The 22,118-nt window shown below is 71.3% G+C and carries 21 protein-coding genes and 1 riboswitch; of the genes, 7 read left to right on the forward strand and 14 right to left on the reverse strand.

Translation table 11 applies throughout. The annotated features are described in order from the left end of the window. Position 1: 1 nt before the first annotated feature. A complete protein-coding gene (locus B1H19_RS07590; protein WP_083103855.1) occupies positions 2-1,333 on the reverse strand; it encodes an aminotransferase class I/II-fold pyridoxal phosphate-dependent enzyme in 1,332 nt (443 codons plus the stop codon). 121 nt (positions 1,334-1,454) lie between these two features. Between B1H19_RS07590 and B1H19_RS07595 the strand changes: the two genes are divergently transcribed. Together B1H19_RS07595 and B1H19_RS07600 are read left to right on the forward strand one after the other, a co-directional pair. Further along, positions 1,455-2,303 carry a pyridoxamine 5'-phosphate oxidase family protein gene (locus B1H19_RS07595; RefSeq protein ID WP_237289200.1) on the forward strand — a complete coding sequence of 283 codons (849 nt, stop codon included), beginning with the start codon at positions 1,455-1,457 and terminating at the stop codon, positions 2,301-2,303. Continuing rightward, positions 2,297-2,947 carry an FMN-binding negative transcriptional regulator gene (locus B1H19_RS07600; protein WP_083103856.1) on the forward strand — a complete coding sequence of 217 codons (651 nt, stop codon included), beginning with the start codon at positions 2,297-2,299 and terminating at the stop codon, positions 2,945-2,947. The genes B1H19_RS07595 and B1H19_RS07600 overlap by 7 nt, the downstream gene beginning before the upstream one ends. Positions 2,948-2,991: 44 nt before the next feature. On the opposite strand, the gene B1H19_RS07605 is transcribed toward B1H19_RS07600, so the two are convergent. The 3 genes from B1H19_RS07605 to B1H19_RS07615 form a co-directional block, all read right to left on the reverse strand. Then, complete coding sequence (locus B1H19_RS07605; protein ID WP_083103857.1) at positions 2,992-3,969, reverse strand: DMT family transporter; 978 nt, start codon at positions 3,967-3,969, stop codon at positions 2,992-2,994. 179 nt (positions 3,970-4,148) lie between these two features. Next, positions 4,149-5,270, reverse strand: coding sequence for an EamA family transporter (locus B1H19_RS07610; RefSeq protein WP_083103858.1), 1,122 nt, complete (start codon positions 5,268-5,270; stop codon positions 4,149-4,151). A gap of 69 nt (positions 5,271-5,339) precedes the next feature. After that, positions 5,340-5,870, reverse strand: a complete 531-nt coding sequence (locus B1H19_RS07615) for a Clp protease N-terminal domain-containing protein (RefSeq protein WP_083103859.1) — start codon at positions 5,868-5,870, stop codon at positions 5,340-5,342. A gap of 378 nt (positions 5,871-6,248) precedes the next feature. Between B1H19_RS07615 and B1H19_RS07620 the strand changes: the two genes are divergently transcribed. Then, entirely contained in the window at positions 6,249-6,677 is a 429-nt protein-coding gene (locus B1H19_RS07620) for a type II toxin-antitoxin system Rv0910 family toxin (RefSeq protein ID WP_083103860.1), read from the forward strand. 85 nt (positions 6,678-6,762) lie between these two features. Here the strand turns inward: B1H19_RS07620 and B1H19_RS07625 are convergent, their stop codons facing one another. Then, on the reverse strand, positions 6,763-7,407 hold the full coding sequence (locus B1H19_RS07625) for a PadR family transcriptional regulator (RefSeq protein WP_083103861.1): 645 nt from the start codon (positions 7,405-7,407) through the stop codon (positions 6,763-6,765). A 256-nt stretch (positions 7,408-7,663) separates the two neighbouring features. Here B1H19_RS07625 and B1H19_RS07630 point away from each other — a divergent pair, with 256 nt between their 5' ends. Beyond that, positions 7,664-8,482, forward strand: coding sequence for a PhzF family phenazine biosynthesis protein (locus tag B1H19_RS07630; RefSeq protein ID WP_083103862.1), 819 nt, complete (start codon positions 7,664-7,666; stop codon positions 8,480-8,482). 86 nt (positions 8,483-8,568) lie between these two features. Here B1H19_RS07630 and B1H19_RS07635 read toward each other — a convergent pair whose 3' ends face one another. Then, positions 8,569-9,447: a CPBP family intramembrane glutamic endopeptidase gene (locus B1H19_RS07635; protein ID WP_418361430.1), complete on the reverse strand. Its 879-nt coding sequence runs from the start codon at positions 9,445-9,447 to the stop codon at positions 8,569-8,571. A 233-nt stretch (positions 9,448-9,680) separates the two neighbouring features. After that, entirely contained in the window at positions 9,681-11,231 is a 1,551-nt protein-coding gene (locus B1H19_RS07640; protein ID WP_083103864.1) for a glutamate-cysteine ligase family protein, read from the reverse strand. Between the two features lie 629 nt (positions 11,232-11,860). Between B1H19_RS07640 and B1H19_RS07645 the strand changes: the two genes are divergently transcribed. Further along, complete coding sequence (locus B1H19_RS07645; protein ID WP_083103865.1) at positions 11,861-12,451, forward strand: hypothetical protein; 591 nt, start codon at positions 11,861-11,863, stop codon at positions 12,449-12,451. 330 nt (positions 12,452-12,781) lie between these two features. Next, complete coding sequence (locus tag B1H19_RS07650) at positions 12,782-12,979, forward strand: DUF5999 family protein (RefSeq protein WP_030072501.1); 198 nt, start codon at positions 12,782-12,784, stop codon at positions 12,977-12,979. Positions 12,980-13,060: 81 nt separating this feature from the next. Here the strand turns inward: B1H19_RS07650 and gcvP are convergent, their stop codons facing one another. Next, complete coding sequence (gcvP, locus tag B1H19_RS07655) at positions 13,061-15,946, reverse strand: aminomethyl-transferring glycine dehydrogenase (protein ID WP_083103866.1); 2,886 nt, start codon at positions 15,944-15,946, stop codon at positions 13,061-13,063. A 188-nt stretch (positions 15,947-16,134) separates the two neighbouring features. Beyond that, positions 16,135-16,232, reverse strand: a riboswitch (glycine riboswitch). Positions 16,233-16,345: 113 nt separating this feature from the next. Between gcvP and B1H19_RS07660 the strand changes: the two genes are divergently transcribed. After that, entirely contained in the window at positions 16,346-16,729 is a 384-nt protein-coding gene (locus B1H19_RS07660) for a PRC-barrel domain-containing protein (RefSeq protein WP_083103867.1), read from the forward strand. Here the strand turns inward: B1H19_RS07660 and B1H19_RS07665 are convergent. The 6 genes from B1H19_RS07665 to B1H19_RS07690 form a co-directional block, all read right to left on the reverse strand. Next, positions 16,639-18,090 carry a DNA polymerase IV gene (locus tag B1H19_RS07665; RefSeq protein ID WP_083103868.1) on the reverse strand — a complete coding sequence of 484 codons (1,452 nt, stop codon included), beginning with the start codon at positions 18,088-18,090 and terminating at the stop codon, positions 16,639-16,641. The two genes, B1H19_RS07660 and B1H19_RS07665, sit on opposite strands and share 91 nt — an antisense overlap. Positions 18,091-18,166: 76 nt before the next feature. Next, a complete protein-coding gene (locus B1H19_RS07670) occupies positions 18,167-18,772 on the reverse strand; it encodes a MerR family transcriptional regulator (RefSeq protein WP_083103869.1) in 606 nt (201 codons plus the stop codon). A gap of 187 nt (positions 18,773-18,959) precedes the next feature. Beyond that, entirely contained in the window at positions 18,960-19,433 is a 474-nt protein-coding gene (locus tag B1H19_RS07675; protein WP_083103870.1) for a bifunctional nuclease family protein, read from the reverse strand. Positions 19,434-19,486: 53 nt separating this feature from the next. Next, entirely contained in the window at positions 19,487-20,236 is a 750-nt protein-coding gene (ftsR, locus tag B1H19_RS07680; protein ID WP_083103871.1) for a transcriptional regulator FtsR, read from the reverse strand. Between the two features lie 17 nt (positions 20,237-20,253). Then, the gene (locus tag B1H19_RS39680; protein WP_237289774.1) at positions 20,254-21,102 is read right to left on the reverse strand and encodes an FHA domain-containing protein; all 849 of its coding nucleotides are present in this window, start codon (positions 21,100-21,102) and stop codon (positions 20,254-20,256) included. Between the two features lie 118 nt (positions 21,103-21,220). After that, positions 21,221-22,087: a DUF881 domain-containing protein gene (locus B1H19_RS07690; protein ID WP_083109480.1), complete on the reverse strand. Its 867-nt coding sequence runs from the start codon at positions 22,085-22,087 to the stop codon at positions 21,221-21,223. Between the last annotated feature and the right edge of the window lie 31 nt (positions 22,088-22,118).

Genomic DNA, 22,118 nt, shown 5'->3' on the forward strand with positions numbered 1-22,118 from the left:
CTCACTCATATCTCCGCGCCTCCCCCACTCCGACGGCCGCCGCGACCGCATCCGCCACCGGGTCGATGTCGTCATCGGCGAGCGGGGACACGGTGATCCGCACACCGGGCGGGGAGTGCATCCGGAAGCGCGCCCCGGGCGCCACCGCCCAACCGGCGTGCAGGAGCCGGGCGACGGCACCGGTCTCGTCGGGGACCGGAACCCAGACGTTCATCCCGCTGAGCCCGCGGGCCCGCACCCCTCGCTCGGCCAGGGCGCGTATCAGAGCGTCCCGCCGACGGCCGTACGCCGCGGCGATCCGCTGCGGGTCGACGGCGGAGGTACGCCACAGATGGGCGACGGCGTCCTGAAGGAGATGACTGACCCAGCCCGGCCCCAGCCGCTGTCTGCCGCGCACCCGGTCCACGGTCACCGCATCGCCGGTGAGCACCGCCAAGCGCAGGTCGGGGCCGTACGCCTTGGCCGTGGAGCGGACCAGGACCCAGTGGTCGGTGACGGCGGAGAGCGGATGGAGCGGCAGGTCGACGATGCCGTGGCCGTGGTCGTCCTCGATGAGAAGAACGCCGGGGTGCTCGGCGAGCAGCGCACGGAGTTCGCCGGCGCGGGCGCGGCCGATCGCGGCTCCCGTCGGGTTCTGCGCCCGGTCGGTGACGACAACGGCCCGGGCACCGCCGCGGAGGGCCTGCGCCAACTGCTCGGGCAGCGGGCCGTTGTCGTCCACCGCGACCGGCGCGGGGCGCAGCCCGAGCGCCGGGATCAGATCCAGCAGGCTGCCCCACGCCGGGTCCTCCACCGCCACCGTGTCGCCGGGCCGCAGATGCGCGGCGAGCACCCGCTCAATGGCATCGAGCGAGCCGCTGGTCACGGCGATCGGGGCCTCAGGCAGACCGTCGCGGAGAAAGGCCGCCCGGGCCAGCGCCTCAAGGTCGCCGTCGATGGCGGGGGCGCCGTAGAGCGTGGGCCGCCGGGTGCTGCGCGCAGCGGCCTGCGCCAGCGCACCCTCCAGCGAGGGCAGCAGTCCGGGATCGGGGTTGCCGTCCGAGACATCCCGTACGCCTGGCGGCGCTTCGACCCGCAGTGCCTCGCGGGGGGTGCTCGCGGGTCTGGGGCGTACCCGGCTGCCGCGCCGGCCCGCGGTTTCGATCACCCCGCGGTCGCGCAGCGTCCGGTATGCGGACGCGACCGTATTGGGATTGACCTCGAGATAGACCGCCAACTCCCGGAGGGGAGGCAGTACTTCGCCTGGTTGGAGCTCGCCCGCACCGATGGCTCGCTCGACGCTGGCGGCAATGTCCGATGCGCGCCGCCCTTCGATCCGATATTCTCCTAGCACAAACTCGATTATGCACTAGTTCAAAAGATCCGGCAAGGGCACAAGCCGGTGGGGACGCATCGGCGGAGAGGGCGAGGAGAGCACCGTGGCACGGGAAGGGACGCAAGAAGTGGCAGAGCGAGTGAGCGAGGAAACGGCCGAGGAAGCGGCAGAGAGCGCGGCGGAAAAGGTGGCAGAAGTAGGGGCCGGAGAAGTGTCGGGAGAAGCGCCGCTGCGGGAGGCCCACGCAGCGGACGTCGCAGGTCGCGAAGCAAGCACTCCCGCAGCAGCCGCCCGGGATGCGGCGCGGACGTCGTCGTACGCACCGACCGACCGCACCGTCCCCACCCGCGCCCGCGAGCGCGCGACCTACGACCACGAGACGGTGCACGCCATCCTCGACGCGGGATACGTCTGCCATCTCGGCTTTGTGCGCGACGGCGCGCCGGTGGTGCTGCCCACGCTCTACGGCCGCGTCGGCGACCGCCTCTATGTACACGGTTCGACGGGCTCCCGCCCGCTGCGGATGGCCGGCGCGAGCGGCGAGCAGACCGAGCCCGGTCTGCCGGTCTGTGTCACCGTCACCCATGTCGACGGGCTGGTCCTGGCGAAGTCCGCGTTCCACCACTCCATCAACTACCGCTGCGTCGTGGTCCACGGCACCGCCCACCAGGTCCTCGACCCGGACGAGAAGTCGGCCGCCCTGGACGCGTTGGTCGACCATGTCCTGCCGGGCCGCGCGGCCGACTCCCGCCCCGGCAACGCCAAGGAACTGGCGGCCACCGCCGTGCTGCGCCTCGATCTGCGCGAGGTGTCCGCCAAGATGCGCACGGGCGGCCCCCACGACGAGCCGGAAGACCTCGCGCTGCCCTACTGGAGCGGCGTCCTCCCGGTGGCCCCGGTCTACGGCACCCCCATACCGTCCGACGACCTCGTGCCCGGCACACCGCAGCCCGCCTACCTCACGCCGACGGGGGACTCGCCATGCTGATTCATCCCTGGGACGCCGCCACCGACGACGCCGAATGGCAGGACTGGCTCGCCACGCACGACTTCGGGCAGCTCGCCGTCAACGGCCCGGCCGGTGCGCCGCCGATGGTGCAGCCGACGCATTTCGCCTACGATCCGGCCCGCCGTGAGGTGATCACCCACCTCGCCCGCCCCAACCCCCTCTGGCGCGCCCTGGAGGAGCATCCGACGGTCCTGCTGAGCGTGGTGGACGACTACGCCTTCATACCCGGCCTCTGGCAGGCGGACGTGGACGAACCGCCCGAGCACGGCGTACCCACCAGCTTCTACGCCGCGGTACAGCTGACCTGCACCGCCCACGTGGTGGACGACCCGGAGGCCAAGGCGGCGCTGCTGCAACGCCAGCTGGGCCATTTCCAGCCGGAGGGCGGCTCGGCCCCGGTGAGGGCCGGGCAGGCTCCGTACGGCCGGCAGCTGTCCGGGCTGCGGGGGCTGCGGCTCGAAGTGCAGGAGGTACGCGCCAAGTTCAAGTACGCGGGCAAGCGGAGCGAGGCCGTCCAGCGCCGTATCGCCCAGCGGCTCGCGGAGCGGAACGGCCCCGGCGATGCGGCGGCCCGCGGCCACCAGGAGCGCCGCCGGGCCGCCCGGTCCGCCATCCCGCGGTAGCACACCGAAGTGCCCGGCCGACGGCGTCGGCCGGGCACCCCCGCTCAGCCCGCCACCGGCACCACGTCCGGTTCGGCGGGCTCCGGGGCGCGGCGCGCCTCCGTCACCGCCAGGGCCACAACGGCCGTCAGCAGCACACCGGTTCCGGCCGCCGTGGTCATCGTGAGCCGCTCCCCCAGGAACAGCACCGCGATCGCCGCGGCAGACACCGGCTCCAGCAAAAGGATCACGGAAGCGGTCGCGGCGCGCACGACGGCCAGCGACGCGAAGTACAGCACATAGGCCAGCGCCGTCGGCACCGCCGCGACGTAGCCCAGCAACAGCAGGCTGCGGCCCAGGCCGTGCGCCTGCGGCCAGAGCCCCTCCACCAGCGCGAACGGCAGCATGCACAGCGCGCCGACCGCGAAGGTACCCAGGATCGCGGCATACGGATTGCCGTTGCCGTCCCGGGCCGGCCGACGGGTGATCAGCGTCATCGCCGCGCAGCCGGCCGCGGACAGCAGCGCATAGCCGACGCCGGCGGGCCGGACCGTGGCGCCGCCCCCGCCGAGGACGAGAATCGACAGCCCGGTCAGCGCCCCCGCGACGGCCAGGACGCCGCCCGCACCGAGCCGTTCGCCCATGGTCAGACGGGCGCCGACGGCGATCAGGACGGGCGCCGCCCCCATGGTGACGACGGTGCCCACGGCCAGGCCGGTGTCCTCGACCGCGGCGAAGTAGGACGTCTGGAAGACGGCGAAGGCGACGCCGGTGAGGGCGATCCGTACGGCGCGGCGTCGCATCGGCTCATTCGAGGCCGTGGCGGGTGTGGAACCGGACCGGCGGCGCAGTACCGCGCGGACGGCGAGCAGCAGCGCCAGGCCGCCGACGGTGCGCCAGAAGCTGATGGCCAGGGGGCCGAGGCCACTGCCCCGGTAGAGCAGGGCGGCGGTCGCACCGGCCGTGCCCCAGGCGATGCCGGTGAGGGTGACGTACAGGAGCCCCCGGCCCACGGGCAGGGCAGGGGAAGGCGTGGAATGCATGAGAGAGGTGCTCCGGGAAATCCGGCACGGCGCACTGCGCCGCGGAATGGTCGCATGGTCCCGTGTTGCAGGCAGCGCCAGCCGGCCCGGGGCCACGCCCTGGCCGGGGATTTCTCGGAGGCCGCCGCCCGCCTTACGCGGCGGGAGGGGGCAGCACAGTCAAACGCATGATCGGCACCCTACGTCGCGCTCGACTTGACCGACAAGTCTTCCCCGGCCGACAGCACACCCGATGTCACGACCGCTGCCCTGCCCTCCCCATCCGACGCCGGATCCGTCCGCGCGGTGGCCGGTTCCTTCGGCTTCGCCGACTGCGCGACAAAGGCGCCCACCAGGACCACCACACCGCCGATGATCTGCGGCAGGGAGAGATGCTCGCCGAGCAGCACCCAGGCCAGTACGGTCGCGATCACCGCCTCCAGGCAGGCCACCACGCCGGCCACCTGGGGCGAGAGCAGCCGTATGGAGACCACCCCGGTGAGATACGCGGCCACCGTGGCGATCAGCACGATCCAGCCGAGGAGCAACAGAGCCGGGACGCGGGTGCCGTTCATCTCGGCGCTGCCGCCGAGCACCTCCCAGTGCAGGGTCCAGGGCCGGGCGATCACGGTGAGGATCACGGCGCCGATCAGCAGTCCGTAGGCGATCACACCGAGCGGGTCCACGGCTTCCTCGCCGTCGCTGCCGTGGTCGGACAGCACGAAGTAGCCCACCTGGCAGCAGGCCGCCCCCAGTGCCAGGGCCAGCCCGACGGCATCGAAGCTCAGCCCGGACCACACCTCGACGACACAGGCGAGTCCGCCGACGGCCAGCACGACGCCGACGGCCGCCGCCCGGGTGACCGGCCGTTTCTGGACGAAGCGCACCCAGCCCAGCACGAGGGCGGGCGCGAGGTATTCGATCAGCAGCGCGACGCCGACGGGAATCCGGGATATCGCCGCGAAGTAGCAGGCCTGGACGCCGCCCACGGCGAGCAGGCCGTAGCCCACGAGCAGGGCGGGACGACGGCGCAGCAGACCGCGGTGGCGCCAGGTCAGCGGCAGCAGGACCAGTGCGGCACCGGCGACCCGCAGCCAGGTGACGTGCAGCGGTGCGAGACCGGCCTCGATCAGGGGCTTGGCGGCGACGCCGGAACCGCCGAACGCCAGCGCGGACAGCAGCGCGATGCCGATGCCCGCACCGCTCCCGCGCGCACCGTTCGCCGGGACGGCCGGTGACGTCCGTGCGGTCCCCGTGGACCCTGATGCTGCTGGGCCCGTACCGGCAGCCGGGCCGGCGGGGCTCCCCGAAGACGTATGCATTCGGCCATGATGACAGCCGTCGTCAGCAGCTCCGCCGCCGAGACCCCTGTCACTCCTGGCCGGACGTGGTCAGCTCGCGCCGGGGCCGCACCGGTCCAGGCGTGCGGCGAGCCTGCCGGTGTCGACGGAGGCGCGGCGCAGCACCTCGACGGCCCGGGACTCGGGGTCGTCCACCAGGGCGGCGAGCAGATCGAGACAGCTGGCGCGGGTGGCATAGCGGGCGTGGGCGCGGTCGAGGGCACCGTCCAGGGCGGCGGCCGCGGCCGGTGACCATCCGGGGACGCCTGCCTCGGTGACCAGGGGGACCGCGCCGGAGTCCTCGACGGTGCCGTGCCACTGGAGTCCGTAGCCGATGCTGCGCTGGACGAGATACCCGAGCAGCCGGGCGATCTGGGGGCCGCCGTCGAAGGCGTCGCGTACCGCGGGGTCCCACTCCAGGAGGCCGTGCAGCAGATGCGCGGTGTCGACCTGGCGGTCGCCGTCGCGGGTGGCCCTCCTGCGGGCGGCGGAGACGACGGACGCCAGCTCCGCGGTGAGCTGGGTGTCGAGGTCCACCTTGGCGGGGCCGTCGCCGCCACTATACGCAGTACGGTTTTGCACAGACCCACCCCACCAGTCCCTGCGGCCCGGAACATCCCCGCTGGGAAGCATTTGCGCATCCCACGCTGGTTGGGGACGACCGCACCGTATCTCCTCCTTAGGGAGGAGATAAGAACGAGGCGAGGCGAAGGCCGGCGGGTGGCCGAAACCCGCACCCCATCACTCCCCACCGGAACGCCGCTGGCCCCGCCTGCCTTCCGTCCGCTTTTCGCCAGCCCGCTTTTCGCCGGCCCGGTTGCCGTCCGCCCTTTCTCGGGCGGCACCTCCGCAGGATCCTGATGGTGCATCAGCTTTGAGGCCCGCCGCTCTTGAACCTTCGCCTCCCTGCGGCTACGTTCCGCGGCACCAGCCAGGGACAGGCACCGAAGGGGTGGTCGTATGGCCGATGTCACCGCTCAGGCCCGGATCGAGGCACCGGCCGAGAAGATCTGGGACCGGCTGACCGACTTCGAGTCGTACGGACAGTGGAACGCCACCCACACCGACTTCCCCCAGGGCGGCCCCGCGGCGCTCGAAGTGGGCGCGGGCTACGCGGAGAACATGAAGCTGATGGGCTTCCCGGCCGAGGTCGGCTGGACCGTGCGGGAGGTCGAGCCCGGCCGCCTCCTGGACATCAGCGGCAAGGGCCCGATGGGTGTCAGCCTGGGGATGCGCTATCAGCTGACGCCGGACGGCGGGGCGACGACGGTCCGGATCGACGGGGCGTTCACCGGGGCCGCGGTCTCCCTGATGGCCGGCAAGCTCAAGGACTCGGCGAGCGCGGCGCTCAACGAGTCGCTGCGCAAGCTCGCAGAACTGGTGGGCTGAGGCGGGGCGCGCCGCACCGGGCGCGCCCCGTACCTCTGCCCCCGCTCCCCGCGACCCCGCTCAGTCCTGTCCTCCCCGTCGAGGATCAGTCCTCCTCGGCGAGGATCAGATACAGCTCCTTGCGGGCCTTGTTGACCACCGCCATGGCCTTCTCCCGCTGCTCGGGACTGCCGGTGGCCCACACCTGGCGGAACGCCTCGACCAGACCGCCGCCCGCCTTGCGTATCTCGTTCATCGCCTCCCAGTCGACGCCCCGTCCGGCGTCCTCCCAGGGGGCGTCCGAACCGCTCTCGGCCTCGGCGCGGCCGGCCTCGGTCAGCGAGAAGAGCTTCTTGCCGCCCTCGCTGGCGTTGGTGATCAGCCCCTCGTCCTCCAGGAGTTGGAGGGTGGGGTAGACCGAGCCGGGGCTGGGCTTCCACGCCCCACCACTGCGCTCGGCGATCTCCTGGATCATTTCGTAGCCGTGCATCGGCCGGTCCTTGAGGAGCGCCAGTATCGAGGCGCGCACATCGCCGCGCCGCGCTCGGCCGCGCGGTCCGCCGCCGCGACCCCGACCGCCGAAGGGCGGCCCCCCGAAAGGCGGCCCGAAGCCGCCGAACGCGGGGCGCCCCCGCTCGAAGCCGCCGACGAACTCTCCCCAGCCGCCCCGGCGCCCGGGGCCGCCGCGCTCATGACGCTGCTCGTGCCCGTGCTCGTGCGGGCCGCCGTGGTGATGTCCCTGTCCACGCATGGTGGTGCCTTTCTGCTCGTATCACTGTGTTCTCACAGCGCCGTGGTGCACCCACGGCACTTCTGTATCGCCATCCATCGTTGACCGATCGCGATGCTTCAACGATATATCGAGAACACTCGCCGAACAACCCCCTTTTCGGTGACCGCCGCGGCGCCCTCCCGCCAGCTCGCGCCACACCGCGCACCCGATCCGGGGCCAATTTCCCGGGATTGGCCTTGGCCTGCGGTTTTGTGGCACCTCTACGCTCGCGGCCATGAGGATTCGTATCGTCGACGCCTTCAGTGCGCGTCCGTTCGCCGGCAACCCCGCAGGAGTCGTGCTCCTCGACTCCGACGCCTTCCCCGACGACGCCTGGCTCCAGCGGGTCGCGGCCGAGGTCAACCTCTCCGAGACCGCGTATGCGCATCGGCTGCCCACGGGTGGCGACGCCGACTGGGCGCTGCGCTGGTTCACCCCGGCCGCAGAGGTGGACATGTGCGGGCACGCCACCCTGGCCACCGCGCATGTCCTGCACACCACTGGGACGGCGAGCGGCACGGTGCGCTTCCGTACCCGCAGCGGAGTACTGATCACGACCACCGGGGACGAGGGGTCGATCACCATGGACTTCCCGACGGCACCGCTGACCGAGGTGGCGGTGCCGCCCGTCGTCGCAGATGCACTGGGCGCCGAGATCCGCTCGGCGTACGACACCGGCCCGCACGTCGGCGATCTGCTGATCGAGCTGGCCGACGAGAAGGCCGTAGAGATGCTGGCGCCGGACCTCAAGGCGCTGGCGGGGCACGGCGGCCGGGGCGTGATCGCCACCGCACGCGCCGAAGACCCCGACGGCGGCTACGACTTCCGCTCGCGCTGCTTCTTCCCGGGGCTGGGTATCGACGAGGACCCGGTGACGGGGAGCGCCCACACCGCACTCGCCCCGTTCTGGTCGGCGCGCCTGGGCCGCGAGGCGCTGGTCGGATTGCAGGGCGGGCCCCGTACCGGATTCGTACGGACCGAGCTGCGCGGGGACCGGACGCTGCTGACCGGGGGCGCGGTCACCGTCATCGACGGCGAACTGCTCGCCGACTGAAACCCGCGGACGGCCGAACCGGCGGACGGCGCGGACCGTTCACACGGCAGCCCCTCACATGGCGTCCCGCGCCGCCCGCTCGCCCCTCAGGCCGTCGGCAGCCACCCCACCCGGCCCGCGAGCAGCGCATAGCCGAGGAACGCCACGATGTCGATGAGGGCATGGGCGGCGACCAGCGGCCCGACCCGGCCCCAGCGCCGGTAGAGCAGAACGAAGATCACGCCCATCACCATGTTGCCGAAGAAACCGCCGATGCCCTGGTAGAGGTGGTACGAGCCGCGCAGCACCGCGCTCGCGGCGAGCGCCGCCATCGGGGCCCAGCCCAACTGGCCCAGCCGGCGCAGCAGATAGCCGACGACGACGACCTCTTCCAGGACGGCGTTCTGCACCGCGGAGGCGATCAGCACCGGGATCTTCCACCACACCTCGGGCAGCGCCTCGGGCACCACCGTGAGGTTGACCCCAGCCGCCCGCGCGCCCAGGTAGAGCAGCAGCCCGCTGCCGCCGATGACCGCGGCCAAGGCGACGCCACGGCTCAGATCGAAGCCGGGCCGCCGCCGGTCGAACCCGATGGCGCGCAGTCCGCCCGCCCGTTCCCGCAGCAGAAAGTGCGCCACCAGGGCGACGGGCACCAGGGCGGTCGCGATGCCGAACAGCTGCCACGCCAGATCCAGCCAGGGCCGCCCGGGTGCCTGCGAGGCGTTGAGCGTGGCCGCCTGGTGCTTGAGGGCACCGGACTTGGTCACCGAGCCGATGAAACTGATCAGCGCCGACAGCGCGCTGGCCCCCAGCGACAGCGCCAGTACGAGCAGCGTCTCGCTCCTCAGGACGCTCCGGCAGGGCCCCTCCGCGGTCCCCGTACCGTTCCCCGCACCGGGCCCGTGCCCTGGAACGTCCGCATCGGCCACAGGACGTGTCTCCGGCTCCACGCTTCCTCCACTTCCGCACTGCCGTCTCTTCGCCATCACCGTCCCGCCAGGGTCTCGGCACCGGTGGCGAAGAGCGCGCGACAGGCCGGGGGACTCGTCCACGCAGTCGACCGGCTCCGGGCCCGCGGGTCCAAGCACCGCGCGGAGGCGTTACCGCATCAGACGGCGGCGTCACCGCAACAGGACGTCACAGCTTGCCCGATCCGTCCGTACCGCGGGCCACCGGGGTCCGCCCTCGCCACCCTCCGGGCGGCGCCTCGCCGAACGCGTTACGCGCTCTCCACCACGTGCCGCAACCCCGGTGCGTCCGAAGGCGCACCCACCGGCCACGCGACCGGCCAGGTGTGCACGGGGTCTCCGGCGTGCATCAGCTCGCTGTAGCGGCGGGTCATCGCGGTCAGTGCGGCGTCGCGGTCCAGCCCCTGGCGCAGGGCGTGATGGAAGGCCGCGGCCTGCCAGGACGCGCCGTTGACGCGGCGGGCGCAGCGGTCCTCGATGATGCCCAGATACAAGTCCCGGTCGGCCGGTTCGACGCCCCAGGCGTCCAGGCCGGCCGCCGCCAGGGGCAGCAGTTCCCGGCGGACGAGCCGTACGGCGGGGATCTCGGCGATGCCGCCGCCGCGACCGGGGCGGGGCCAGTGGAGGTCGGCGTCGATGCCGTAGCGGCAGGCGGTGTCGAAATTGGCGGCCGCGGCGGCGAACGGCAGACGGGTCCAGATGGGGCGGGGCTCCTCGGCCAGCGCCCGCACCAGGCCGTAGTAGAAGGCCGTGTTGGCGATGACGTCGGCGACGGTGGGACCGGCGGGCAGGACGCGGTTCTCCACCCTCAGGTGCGCCTTGCCGTCGGCGACGGCGTAGACGGGGCGGTTCCAGCGGTAGACAGTGCCGTTGTGCAGCACCAGTTCGGCGAGGTCGGGCACTCCGCCCTCGCCGAGCGTGCGCAGCGGATCCTGGGGCCCGCAGATCGGCAACAGCGGCGGGAAGTACCGCAGGTTCTCCTCGAAGAGGTCGTAGGCGGAATCCACCCAGCGTTCCCCGAACCAGGTGCGCGGGCGCACTCCTTGGGCCTGGAGTTCGGGTGCCCGGGTGTCGGTGGACTGCTGGAAGACCGGCGGCCGCGATTCGCGCCACAGCTCGCGGCCGAAGAGGAAGGGCGAGTTGGCGCCGACGGCGATCTGCACGGCGGCGATGGCCTGCGCGGCGTTCCAGACGGCGGCGAAGCGCCCCGGGGTGACCTGGAGGTGCAGCTGGACGGACGTACAGGCGGCCTCCGGCGCTATCGAGGCGGAACGGGAGACCAGATGCTCCACGCCCTGTATGTCGATCGCGAAGTCCTCACCGCGAGCCGCCCGCATCTGGTCGTTGAGCAGCACATAGCGGTCGATGGCGGAGAGATTGGCGGCCGTGAGGTCGGTGGCGGCCAGGGTCGGCAGGATGCCGATCATCACTATCCGGGCGGCGACCTCGCGGGCTTTTCGGTCGGCGTAGGCAAGGCCCGTACGAAGTTCCTCGGCGAGCTGGTCCAGGACGCGGCCGGCCAATCGGTGCGGGGCGATGTTGACCTCGAGATTGCACCGTGCGAGTTCGGTCTGGAAATCGCGGCTGGCGATGCGTTCCAGCACCTGGGAGTTCAGCATTCTCGGCAGCCCGTCCGAGCCCGCGAGATTCAGCTCGATCTCCAGGCCGATGAGATTCTTGGGCCGGTCGAACCGCTTCTCCGCCAGGAGGGTGCGCAATCCGGCGAGACACTCGTGCAGCTTTCTTCGATAACGCTCCCGGTCGGCCAGGTCGATCCCGTCCGCGGCGACCTTCTCCCCCATCGAAGGGTCCCTTCTCGATCGAGCGAACGGCCCGCGGCCACGGGCCGGTTAGGCCGTCCCCGACACCACCGGGGCATGCGCTACGGTCGATGATGCCCCGGCAATCTGATCGATAACGCCTCAGCGGTGTGACGCTCCCGATAGGCTCGAAGCGACGGATCGGCCGAACGGAAGTCGGCCTGCGGACAGGAACGGGCGCGGGGAGCAACGCGGCACATTCCCCGGGCATATCTCGACGGCGATCGCCATCCGCATTTCTCTTGTGAAAATCACCGATGAGATCCGGCCTACCACCTCCGCCAGGAAATACGAGGTGGCCCCTGCAATGGCCCGTACAAAGCGGCGAAAATCGCCCTGCAAAGGGGCTCGCAAAAGGGTCCGGATTCCCCCTTGCAGGAAATCGTCAAGACAAGTAGCCGAAACATTTTCAGAACATACGTCAGATAAACTCCGCACACGAGGCAGAGAGTTGGCGCCCGGTGCCGTCGCGTACCCGCCGGCGCCGGAGCACTGCGGCGCCGCCCCACCGGGCCGCCGCTCCGGTCGGCCATGCTCTGGCCCCGCATGCTGACAGCGCCGTCCGCACCTGCCCGGCTTCACCGTGTCTCCGAAGTGAGAGGCGACCCACCATGCCGCTGCATCTCCCCCCTGCCCCTGCGCCCGCCCTGCGCAGCGTTCTCACCGCCCTCGGCTCGCCCACCGCCCTCCGCGAGGCCCCCGCCGCCCTGCGCTCCGCGCACGGCCCGCTCGCCCCCGATCACCCCTTGCCGGTCCACGTGTGGAAGGACGTCCGCGGCGCGAGCGGCCCGCCGCGCACCCGGCTGGCCGGCTGGCGTTTCCTGGTGCGCAGCGGGGAGCGTGCGGTGGCCGCCGCCGAGGCGCGGCTCACCGCCGACGGCTGGACGTTCGCCCACTTCTGCGGCGGCCCCTATGTCGCCGCCACGGAACAGGCGCTCCACCAGGCCGAAGCGCTGGCCGCGCCGTACCAGCCGCGGCTGCTGTCCGTACCGGAGCTGTACATGGTCACCCTGTGGCTGCACCACGACACCGCCTCGGACGGCACCGACGGCCTGCCCGCCCCCGGTGATCTGCTGGTGCCGCTGGCGCCCGCCCCACCAGGGATCGCCCCGCACCGCCCCCACCGGGTCGCCGATCTCCTGCCCCGGCTCACCCTCCGCCTCACCCCGCCCGGCCCGCTGCTCGACTCCCCGGCCGCCTGAGGGCGTACGCCGTAGCCCACCCCCGGCGCCCCGCGCTCCCTTGTGGCCGCGGGGCGCTCGGCTGCGTCCGTCTGCCTCTGTCAAGGGCACCCGGCGGCGCGAAAACACCTCCCGACCCCCTTGAGGACCCCAACCCCCTTGGGTACGAATGCATTTGAACCGCCCGCACGGGTGATGCGTCCTTATCCAGTGCGCACAACTGCTGCGAAATCCCTGCGGAAACCCTTCCGTGGGGCAACACTGGGAGCAACCGAGGGAAACGGGGGAGCGGCCATGGCCATCTCATCGAGCCGCACTACGACGTTCACACCGCAGCGAAAGACAACTTCCATGTGTCAGCACCAACCTCCTTGCCCGTCCGCGGACTCCAGCGACCGGGAAGCCGCGCATCCCGTGGCGCACCACCCCGAGCAGGGCTGGAGCCTGCTGTGCAACGGCGTCCTGCTCTTCGAGGACACCGGTGAGCTGCTGCCCGACGGGCAGGTCATCGCCCCGCACCGGCCGCAGGCCGTCGCCAGCGTGGCCTGACCTCCGGCGCCTGGCAGTACAACAGGGCCCCCGGCGAGTGCGCCGAGGGCCCTTGATGTTGTCCGGAGGGACCGGTGGTGATCAGCCCTCGTACTCGTCCAGCGGCGGGCAGGAGCAGACGAGGTTGCGGTCACCGAAGGCGCCGTCGATCCGGCGCACCGGCGGCCAGTACTTCTCCGCCGCCACGACACCGGCCGGGAAGACGGCCTCCTCGCGGGTGTAGTGGTGCTCCCACGTGCCGGCGAGCGCGGCCGCGGTGTGCGGGGCGTTGCGCAGCGGGTTGTCGTCCTTGTCCCACTCCCCCGAGCCGACCTTCTCGATCTCCGCGCGGATGGCGATCATCGCGTCGCAGAACCGGTCCAGCTCGTCGAGGTCCTCGCTCTCGGTGGGCTCGATCATCAGCGTGCCGGCCACCGGGAAGGACATCGTCGGCGCGTGGAAGCCGTAGTCGATCAGTCGCTTGGCGACATCGTCGATGCTCACGCCGGTCGCCTTGGTAAGCGGCCGGACGTCGATGATGCACTCGTGCGCCACCAGGCCGCCGGGGCCGGTGTAGAGCACCGGGTAGTGCGGCTCCAGGCGCTTGGCGATGTAGTTGGCGCTCAGGACCGCGACCTGGGTGGCGCGCTTGAGGCCCTCGCCGCCCATCAGGCGCACATACGCCCAGGAGATCGGGAGTATCCCGGCGGAGCCCCAGGGAGCCGCGGAGATCGGCCCGACGCCCGTCTCGGGGCCAGCGGTGGGCTGGAGCGGGTGGTTGGGCAGATACGGCGCCAGGTGGGCGCGTACGGCGACCGGGCCGACACCGGGGCCGCCGCCGCCGTGCGGGATGCAGAAGGTCTTGTGCAGGTTCAGGTGCGAGACATCGCCGCCGAACTTGCCGGGCTCGGCGAGGCCGACCAGCGCGTTGAGGTTGGCGCCGTCGACGTAGACCTGGCCGCCGGCGTCGTGCACCGCCGCGCAGATCTGGGTGATGTGCTCCTCGAAGACGCCGTGTGTGGAGGGGTAGGTGACCATCAGGACCGCGAGCTCGTCGCGGTGCTTGTCGATCTTGGCGTGCAGATCGTCGGCGTCCACCTCGCCGTCCTCGCCGGTCTTGACGACGACGACCTTCATCCCGGCCATGACGGCGCTGGCGGCGTTGGTGCCGTGTGCCGAGGACGGGATCAGGCAGACGGTGCGCTGCTCGTCACCGTTGGCACGGTGGTAGGCGCGGACGGCCAGCAGACCGGCCAGCTCGCCCTGCGATCCGGCGTTCGGCTGGATGGAGACCTTGTCGTAGCCGGTGACGGCAGCCAGCCGCTCCTCCAGCTCCTGGATGAGCGTGAGGTAGCCCTGGGCCTGGTCGGCGGGCGCGAAGGGGTGCAGCTGACCGAACGCGGGCCAGGTGACCGGCTCCATCTCGGTGGTGGCGTTCAGCTTCATCGTGCAGGAGCCGAGGGGGATCATGCCGCGGTCCAGCGCGTAGTCCTTGTCCGCCAGGCTGCGCAGGTAGCGCAGCATCGCGGTCTCGGAGCGGTGCTGGTGGAAGACCGGGTGGGTCAGGTAGTCGTCACCGCGCAGCAGCTCCTGCGGCAACGTTTCGGCAGCGGCGGCATCCAGCTGCTCGATGTCGGCGTCCACCCCGAAGGCGCCCCAGACCCCGGTCAGCTGTGCGCGTCCGGTGGTCTCGTCGCAGGCGATGCCGACCAGGTCGGCGTCGACCTGGCGGAGGTTGACACCGGCCTCGCGGGCCGCGGCGACGACCTCGGCGGCCCGGCCGGGCACCCGTGCGGTGAGCGTGTCGAAGTACGTGCCGTGGACGATCTCCACGCCGCCCGCGCGCAGGCCCTCGGCCAGGATCGCGGCGTAGCGGTGGGTGCGCCGGGCGATGGTCCGCAGGCCCTCGGGGCCGTGGTAAACCGCGTACATTCCGGCCATGACGGCGAGCAGCACCTGCGCGGTGCAGATGTTGCTGGTGGCCTTCTCGCGACGGATGTGCTGCTCACGGGTCTGGAGCGCGAGGCGGTAGGCCTTGTTGCCGTCGGCGTCGACGGAGACGCCCACCAGACGGCCGGGCAGGCTGCGGGCGAACTTCTCGCGTACGGCCATGAAGCCCGCGTGCGGCCCGCCGAAGCCCATCGGGACGCCGAAACGCTGGGTGGTACCCACCGCGATGTCCGCGCCGAGCTCGCCGGGCGAGGTCAGCAGCGTCAGGGCGAGCAGATCGGCGGCGACGGTGACGACCGCGCCCAGCTCCTGCGCCTGCGCTATGACGGCGCGCGGGTCACGCACCGCGCCGGAGGCACCCGGGTACTGGAGCAGCAGGCCGAAGACGCCGCGCTCGGCGATCTCGGCGGGGATGCCGTCGGACAGGTCCGCGACGACGACCTCGACGCCGGTCGGCTCGGCGCGGGTCTGAATCACCGCGATGGTCTGCGGCAGACAGTCGGCGTCGACCAGGAAGACGCCCTGCTTGACCTTGCCGACCCGGCGGGAGAGCGCCATCGCCTCGGCGGCGGCGGTGCCCTCGTCCAGCAGGGAGGCACCCGAGGTGGGCAGCCCGGTCAGGTCGGCGACCGTGGTCTGGAAGTTCAGCAGCGCCTCCAGGCGCCCCTGGGAGATCTCGGGCTGGTAGGGCGTGTACGCGGTGTACCAGGCCGGGTTCTCCATCACGTTGCGCAGGATCACCGGCGGGGTGAAGGTGCCGTAGTAGCCCAGGCCGATCATGGAGGACAGGACCTGGTTGCGCTCGGCGAGGCCCTGCAGCTCCTTGAGGACCTCGGCCTCGGTACGGCCCTGCGGCAGGCCGAGGGCCTCCGCGCTCTTGATCACGTCGGGGACGGCGGTGTCGGTGAGCTCGTCCAGCGAACCGAAGCCGACCTGCGCGAGCATCTTGGCCTGCGCCTCGTGGTCGGGGCCGACGTGCCGGTGCTCGAAGGGGATACCGCGCTCCAGCTCGGTCAAGGAGATGCGATTGGTGGTCATCTGCGGGGGCCTCCTGGTCATACGACCTACGAGGGGCACCACGGCGCTGGTGCCCGGACGGCCTCCCCCTCTGTCATCTCAACCTGAGAGCTTCACCGGCCCGCAGGAGGCGGCCCGGCTTTCACCGTCGGTGAGGAGGGGTCCCGGCGCTGGTGCCTTCCGCGGCCCGCCCTGCTTTCCAGAGTGACCTCGTCCATGCGGTACGGATGCCTGAGAGATTCCGGGGAGGAGTTGCTCCTTCGGCGCCCCCGCCGCGAACGGCAAGGGACTCTCCCGCATGGGGTCAGCGGCCATTCGCCAGCCTACCAGCGCACCTGTCGGGCGAACCTTCGAGTGGCCGGGGCGGGAAATGTGCCGTTTGGTAGGTGCACAGGGCCGTTGCGACCACAAGGAGGGGCCGTGCACACCGATATCGATCCCCGGAGCCTGATCGGCCGCAAAGCGTTCGACAGGAACGGCACCAAGATCGGCACCATTGATGAGGTCTATCTCGATGACGCGACCGGCGAACCCGAATGGGCGGCCGTGCGCACCGGCCTTTTCAGCCGGGATGCGTTCGTCCCCCTGGAACCCAGCGAGCTGGTCGAGGAAGGGCTGCAGATCCCCTACGACCGCAAGCTGATCAAGGACGCCCCGGATTTCGGGGTCGGCCGCCATCTCTCCCCCGAGCAGGAACTCCAGCTCTACCACCACTACCGGCTGGATATCTCCTCCCCCGACTCCGGCTCCGCCCCGTCCCCGGGCGACAAGGACTTCGGCCACGTCGCCGGATCGGAGGACTGACCGGCCCCGGGTCCCCCGCCCACCAGCGGCAACGGCTCCCCTGGCCGCAGCGCCGGGTCATCGACCGCAAAGGTCCGCACCCTCCCCGGTGCGGACCACGGCTGCTCGAAACGTACGGTCACTCTGCCCACCCCGCTGCCCTGCACCCATCCGGTGCCGTAATCGTCGTGCACCACATCGAGCCCCGGTGACCAGCGGCGCGGCGGCTCCTCCTCCGGCTCCGGCTCGCCCCCCTCCGCCCCCGCCGGCTCCGCCGCCACCCGGGCGCTCTCCTGCGCCTCCTGCTCCGTCGCCAGCTGCGCGAAGAGATCCTCCTGGGTGAAGTCGGCCAGCCCGCTCACTCCCACCCCCAGCAGCCGCACCCCGCCCGTGGTGTCCACCGTCTCCAGGAGACGTGCCACGGCCTCCCGCACGACCGCGGGGTCGTCCGTGGGCCCGCGCAGCGTCTCCGACCTGGTCAACGTCGAGAAGTCGTAGTTACGGACCTTGATCACCACCGTGCGCCCGGACCGCCCGGCCGCCCGCAGCCGCTGCACACACCGCTCGGCCAGCCGCATCAGCTCGGTCCGCACCCGGGTCCGGTCGGTGAGATCGACCTCGAAGGTGTCCTCGACCGAGATCGACTTGGCATCCCGCTCGGCCACCACCGGGCGGTCGTCCCGGCCCAGCGCCATCGCGTACAGCCCGGCGCCGTGTGCCTTCCCCAGGAGCCGCACCAGCTCGTCCTCCCCGGCCTCCGCGGTCTCCGCGACGGTGTGGATTCCGGCCCGGCGCAGCGCCTCGGCCGTCGCCGGCCCCACCCCGGGCAGCGTCCGCACCGGCATCGGCCCCAGCAACTCCCGCTCCGTACCGGGCTCGATCACCACCAGGCCGTCCGGCTTCGCCGCCTCGGACGCGATCTTCGCCAGCATCTTGGCCCCGGCCAGCCCCACCGAGCCGGTCAGTCCCGTGGCCTCACGGATGTCGCGCCGCAGCCGCTCCCCCACGGCCCGTACGGCGCCCGCCTCGGGCGCCACCCCGCCCGCCTCCAGGTCCACGAACGCCTCGTCCAGGCTCAGCGGCTCCACCAGCGGCGACAGCGCATGCAGCAGCTCCATCACCTTCTCGCTGACCTGGCGGTAGAGCTCGAAGCGCGGACTGAGGTAGGCGGCGTTGGGGCACAGCCGGCGCGCCTGCGCGGTCGGCATGGCCGAGCGGACACCGAAGACTCGGGCCTCGTACGACGCCGTGGCGACCACTCCGCGCGGCCCGATCCCGCCGACGATCACCGGCTTCCCGCGCAGGCTCGGCTTCGCCGCCTGCTCGGCAGAGGCGTAGAAGGCATCCATGTCCAGATGCAGAATCGTCGGCGCGGGTCTCACACCACCGATCCTCCCGCACCCCACTGACAATCGGCCCGAACCCGATCCGAGGGCCGCGGCGGAGCCGTGTGAGGACTCAGCCCGCCCGGTTGCGCCGACGCGCGAGTTCGTCGTGCGGGTTCTCCCCGATCAGCGTCTCGCCGGTGTCCAGCCGCTCGCCGTGCAGCTCGGACAGCGCGGCCTCCACATCCCGCAGCACCACGCCCACCGCGATCCCGAAGACGCCCTGGCCGCCCTGGAGCAGATCGACGACCTGGTCGGGCGAGGTGCACTCGTAGACCGTGGCGCCGTCGCTCATCAGCGTCATCCGCGTCAGATCGGCCAGCCCGCGCGAGCGCAGATGCTGGACGGCGGTGCGGATGTTCTGCAACGACACCCCGGTGTCCAGCAGCCGCTTGACGATCTTCAGGACGACGACGTCCCGGAAGTTGTAAAGCCGCTGGGTGCCGGAGCCGTAGGCGGGGCGGATGCTCGGCTCCACCAGACCGGTGCGCGCCCAGTAGTCCAGCTGCCGGTAGGTGATCCCCGCCGCCGCACACGCGGTCGGTCCCCGGTAGCCGATGCTCTCCGCCGCGCGGTCATCCGACACCGCGGCGGGCCGCGCCGGTGCGCGGTTCGCTGCTGCATTCGGGTGGAGCGGCAACGCCCCTTCCGCCGCCGTACCGTCGCCGGTGATTGCCACGCCGCCCTCCGTCCTCCACGTCCCGGACGGGACCTGCCTTATCGACGGTATGCAGTCACTGGGGGTGCGTCAACGATCGCCGCGCTCGCCACGCCGAGTGATAATCACCCTACGAGTGGTTTCTCGTGACCTCGCGCGGGGAACGGCTAAAGAGTTTGGCCGGAATCAGACGCTTGGGCCGGCCGGGTCACTGGCTGCTGCTGCCGAAGTCCTCGGGCGAGATCTGATCGAGGAACTCGCGGAACTTCTCCACCTCGTCCTCCTGCTCGTCCGGGATCGCGATGCCCGCGTCGTCCAGCACACCGTCGGAGCCGTAGATCGGCGTACCGGTGCGCAGCGCCAGCGCTATGGCGTCCGACGGGCGCGCGCTGACCTCGACGCCGCTGGCGAAGACCAGTTCGGCGTAGAACACTCCCTCGCGCAGATCCGTGATGCGGACCTGCGTCAGCTCCTGGCCCACCGCTTCCAGCACATCCTTGAAAAGGTCGTGCGTCAGCGGCCTGGCAGGGACCATGCCCTGCTGGGCAAAGGCGATGGCGGTGGCCTCCCCCGGCCCGATCCAGATGGGCAGGTAACGATCGCCTCCCACCTCCCGCAGGAGCACGATCGGTTGGCTGGAAGGCATTTCCACCCGGACACCCACGACGTCGAGCTCGTTCACACAGCAACCCTAGGACGTGCCCGGCAGGTTTGGGTAGTCGGGCAGTCATTTGGTCACGGGAGGCGGACCTTCAGCGCGGTCTGGACCCATGCCGCATGCAGGCGTACGGACAGGGTCGCCAGCTCCCTGGCGGTGGCCTCCGCATGGGCTCTGGTCTGCGGATTACGGTGCCGGCGCAGCGGTGCCACGACCTGCTCGACAAGGCCCGCCTCGCGCTCGGCGGCCGCCTTGACGGCACGCAGATGCCGTGGTTCGAGACCAAAACGTCCCAGCTCGGCGACGAGTTTCGCGACCGTGACGGCCTCGCTGCCGTAGCTGCCGTCGGCATCGGGCGCGACCAGCCCGTATGCCTCCCAGTCGGCCAGCGCTGCCTCGTCCGCCTCCGCGGCCGCCAGCAGTTCCTCCCGGCCGATCCGGGCGGCCTGCGCATGCCCCTCGCCCGCCTCACGCATCCCCGGAACAAGATCCCGGGACGCGGTGGCCTGGGCCGGCAGCTGCACCTGCTCACCGCGCTCCAGGGCGTCCAGATGCTCGCGGATGACTTTCAGCGGAAGATAGTGGTCACGTTGCATCCGCAGCACGCCGGCCAGCCGCTCGACATCGGCGGGCGTGAATTTGCGGTACCCGGAAGGCGTGCGCTCCGGCTCGACCAGCCCCTCGGCCTCCAGGAAGCGGATCTTGGAGATGGTGACCTCGGGGAATTCCTCGCGCAGCAAAGTGAGCACCGTACCGATGCTCACCGGTTTGCCGTCCGAGGAGGCGGCGCCGGAGGACCCGGCACCGCCTTTCGGTGTGGGGCGCATATGCCTTCCCTGGCCGGTCAGATTCCGGCGCCTCGCTGGCTCGCGTAGAAGACCAGCCGGAACTTGCCGATCTGGACCTCGTCCCCGTTGGAGAGTACGACCGAGTCGATCGGCTCGCGGTTGACGTACGTGCCGTTCAGGCTGCCGACGTCGGCGACCGTGAAACGGCCGTCGGAGCCGCGCCGGAACTCCACATGGCGGCGCGAGACCGTCACGTCGTCCAGGAAGATGTCGCCCTGCGGGTGGCGGCCGGCCGTGGTCAGCTCGCCGTCCAGCAGGAAGCGGCTGCCCGAGTTCGGTCCCCGGCGGACGATCAGCAGCGCCGAACCCAGCGGGAGGGCATCGACCGCCGCCTGGGCCTCGGGCGACAGGGACGGCATCTGGGTCTGGCCCGTCGCCTCCGCGTCATAGGCCTCGATGCCGGAGATGGAGATCGTCGACGTCGTCTCGGACGCGCGCTCGGGCTGTGCGCCCGCGCGCAGCGGCGCACCACAGTTGGAGCAGAACCGGCTCGCCTCGGCGCTCCGGTGCCCACACCTCGTACAGACCTGCACAGCCGAACCTCCACCCGGGGTTGAGGCCGATGGTTCCTGGGAACCTATGCGGGCGGCCCCGGAGGGGTCAACAGAACCCGCGCCGTGCCCCCCGGACGGACCGCTGACCTCGTCACGGAAGAGCGGACGGTCCGCTTCGGCGCCACCCTCCTCGGGCCGGCCCGCGGCACGATGCCGCGCCGAGCCGCTGCCGCCTTCCTGGCGTGCGCTCTTGCCGAACAGCTTTCCAAACAACTTCACGGGCGATTCCCCTTGAACGAAACAGACCCGCCCGTGGGGCAGGACGAACCCTCGATGCACACACCGGCCGATCCGGACATCCTGTGAACGTCCGTGGCCATCAGACAGTTTCCACCACACACCACATTCACGGTGCGCCGACCCCCCGCTACCTCATGCCCTCCCCGGGCCATCGCCATACGTGAATCCCTCACTGCGATGACGACCGAGCGTAGTCAGGCCGCTTCGCCTCTCGCAAGGCATCCACAATGATCTTCCTTTGTCGGGTCACAGACACCCTGGCCTGCTCCTTTTCCAAAGTCTGAACCACCCCACCGGGGATGTTCAGCGCCGGTTCCAGATCCTCGGGCTTACCGATGACCTTGAAACGGTAGGGCTGGGTGACCCGCTTTCCGTCGATCCCCACGCCGCCGCTCACATCCGAGAGGTAGGTGTTCGCGACGACCCGTACGTTATTGACCTGGATGGCCTCGGCACCGGCCGCCCGCAGCTCCTGGATGGTGTCCAGCAGCTTGTCCGCCTCGACGGAGTGGGAGGCGTCGTCGATGGTCAGGGTGATGCCGGGGCCCTGCGCCGCGACGGTCCCGGCCAGCACGCCCAGCTGCTGTTCCTTCTCCACGGTCTGCTTACGGGCCTCCTCGGCCTGGTCCGAACTGTTCTCCAGCTCGGTCTTCTGCCCTTCCAGACGCCGCTGCTCGTCCGCCAGCCGCTGGGAGCGGTTGTCCAGTTCATCCAGAATGCGCACCAGATCCTCCTGGCGCGCACCCCGCAACGCACTGCTGTCACTCGTGGAACGTACCTGAATCGCCAGGCCGAGACCGAGAATGAACAGGAGCAGAGCAACGATCAGTTGAGCCCGGGTCAGCCGCGGCGGCCACAGGCTCGCAACGAGGCGCTGGCGGCCGGTCTGCGGCTCTCCGGAAGCCCCATCTTCCGCCACCGGGGCGGCATCACCGGCATCTGCCGGTTTATCGGCGGTCTGCCGCGTGTCGTCCGTTTTGCGCCCTTCCGCTTCCTCCCCCGCGGCCTTGGGGGCTGACCGGCTCTCGGGAGGCATCGGCCGCCGGTCGGCAGGGCCGCGGTCCTGC

Origin of the sequence: Streptomyces gilvosporeus (assembly GCF_002082195.1) — a bacterium.
Taxonomy (GTDB): Bacteria; Actinomycetota; Actinomycetes; order Streptomycetales; family Streptomycetaceae; genus Streptomyces; species Streptomyces gilvosporeus.

Excerpts from the sequence above, each read along its gene's own strand:
- B1H19_RS07600 (WP_083103856.1), top strand. The coding sequence starts at position 2,297 with ATGCTGATTCATCCCTGGGACGCCGCCACCGACGACGCCGAATGGCAG.
- B1H19_RS07605 (WP_083103857.1), bottom strand. The coding sequence starts at position 3,969 with ATGCATTCCACGCCTTCCCCTGCCCTGCCCGTGGGCCGGGGGCTCCTG.
- B1H19_RS07610 (WP_083103858.1), bottom strand. The coding sequence starts at position 5,270 with ATGCATACGTCTTCGGGGAGCCCCGCCGGCCCGGCTGCCGGTACGGGC.
- B1H19_RS07620 (WP_083103860.1), top strand. The coding sequence starts at position 6,249 with ATGGCCGATGTCACCGCTCAGGCCCGGATCGAGGCACCGGCCGAGAAG.
- B1H19_RS07625 (WP_083103861.1), bottom strand. The coding sequence starts at position 7,407 with ATGCGTGGACAGGGACATCACCACGGCGGCCCGCACGAGCACGGGCAC.
- B1H19_RS07630 (WP_083103862.1), top strand. The coding sequence starts at position 7,664 with ATGAGGATTCGTATCGTCGACGCCTTCAGTGCGCGTCCGTTCGCCGGC.
- B1H19_RS07635 (WP_418361430.1), bottom strand. The coding sequence starts at position 9,447 with ATGGCGAAGAGACGGCAGTGCGGAAGTGGAGGAAGCGTGGAGCCGGAG.
- B1H19_RS07640 (WP_083103864.1), bottom strand. The coding sequence starts at position 11,231 with ATGGGGGAGAAGGTCGCCGCGGACGGGATCGACCTGGCCGACCGGGAG.
- B1H19_RS07645 (WP_083103865.1), top strand. The coding sequence starts at position 11,861 with ATGCCGCTGCATCTCCCCCCTGCCCCTGCGCCCGCCCTGCGCAGCGTT.
- B1H19_RS07650 (WP_030072501.1), top strand. The coding sequence starts at position 12,782 with ATGTGTCAGCACCAACCTCCTTGCCCGTCCGCGGACTCCAGCGACCGG.
- gcvP (WP_083103866.1), bottom strand. The coding sequence starts at position 15,946 with ATGACCACCAATCGCATCTCCTTGACCGAGCTGGAGCGCGGTATCCCC.
- ftsR (WP_083103871.1), bottom strand. The coding sequence starts at position 20,236 with ATGCGCCCCACACCGAAAGGCGGTGCCGGGTCCTCCGGCGCCGCCTCC.
- B1H19_RS07690 (WP_083109480.1), bottom strand. The coding sequence starts at position 22,087 with ATGCCTCCCGAGAGCCGGTCAGCCCCCAAGGCCGCGGGGGAGGAAGCG.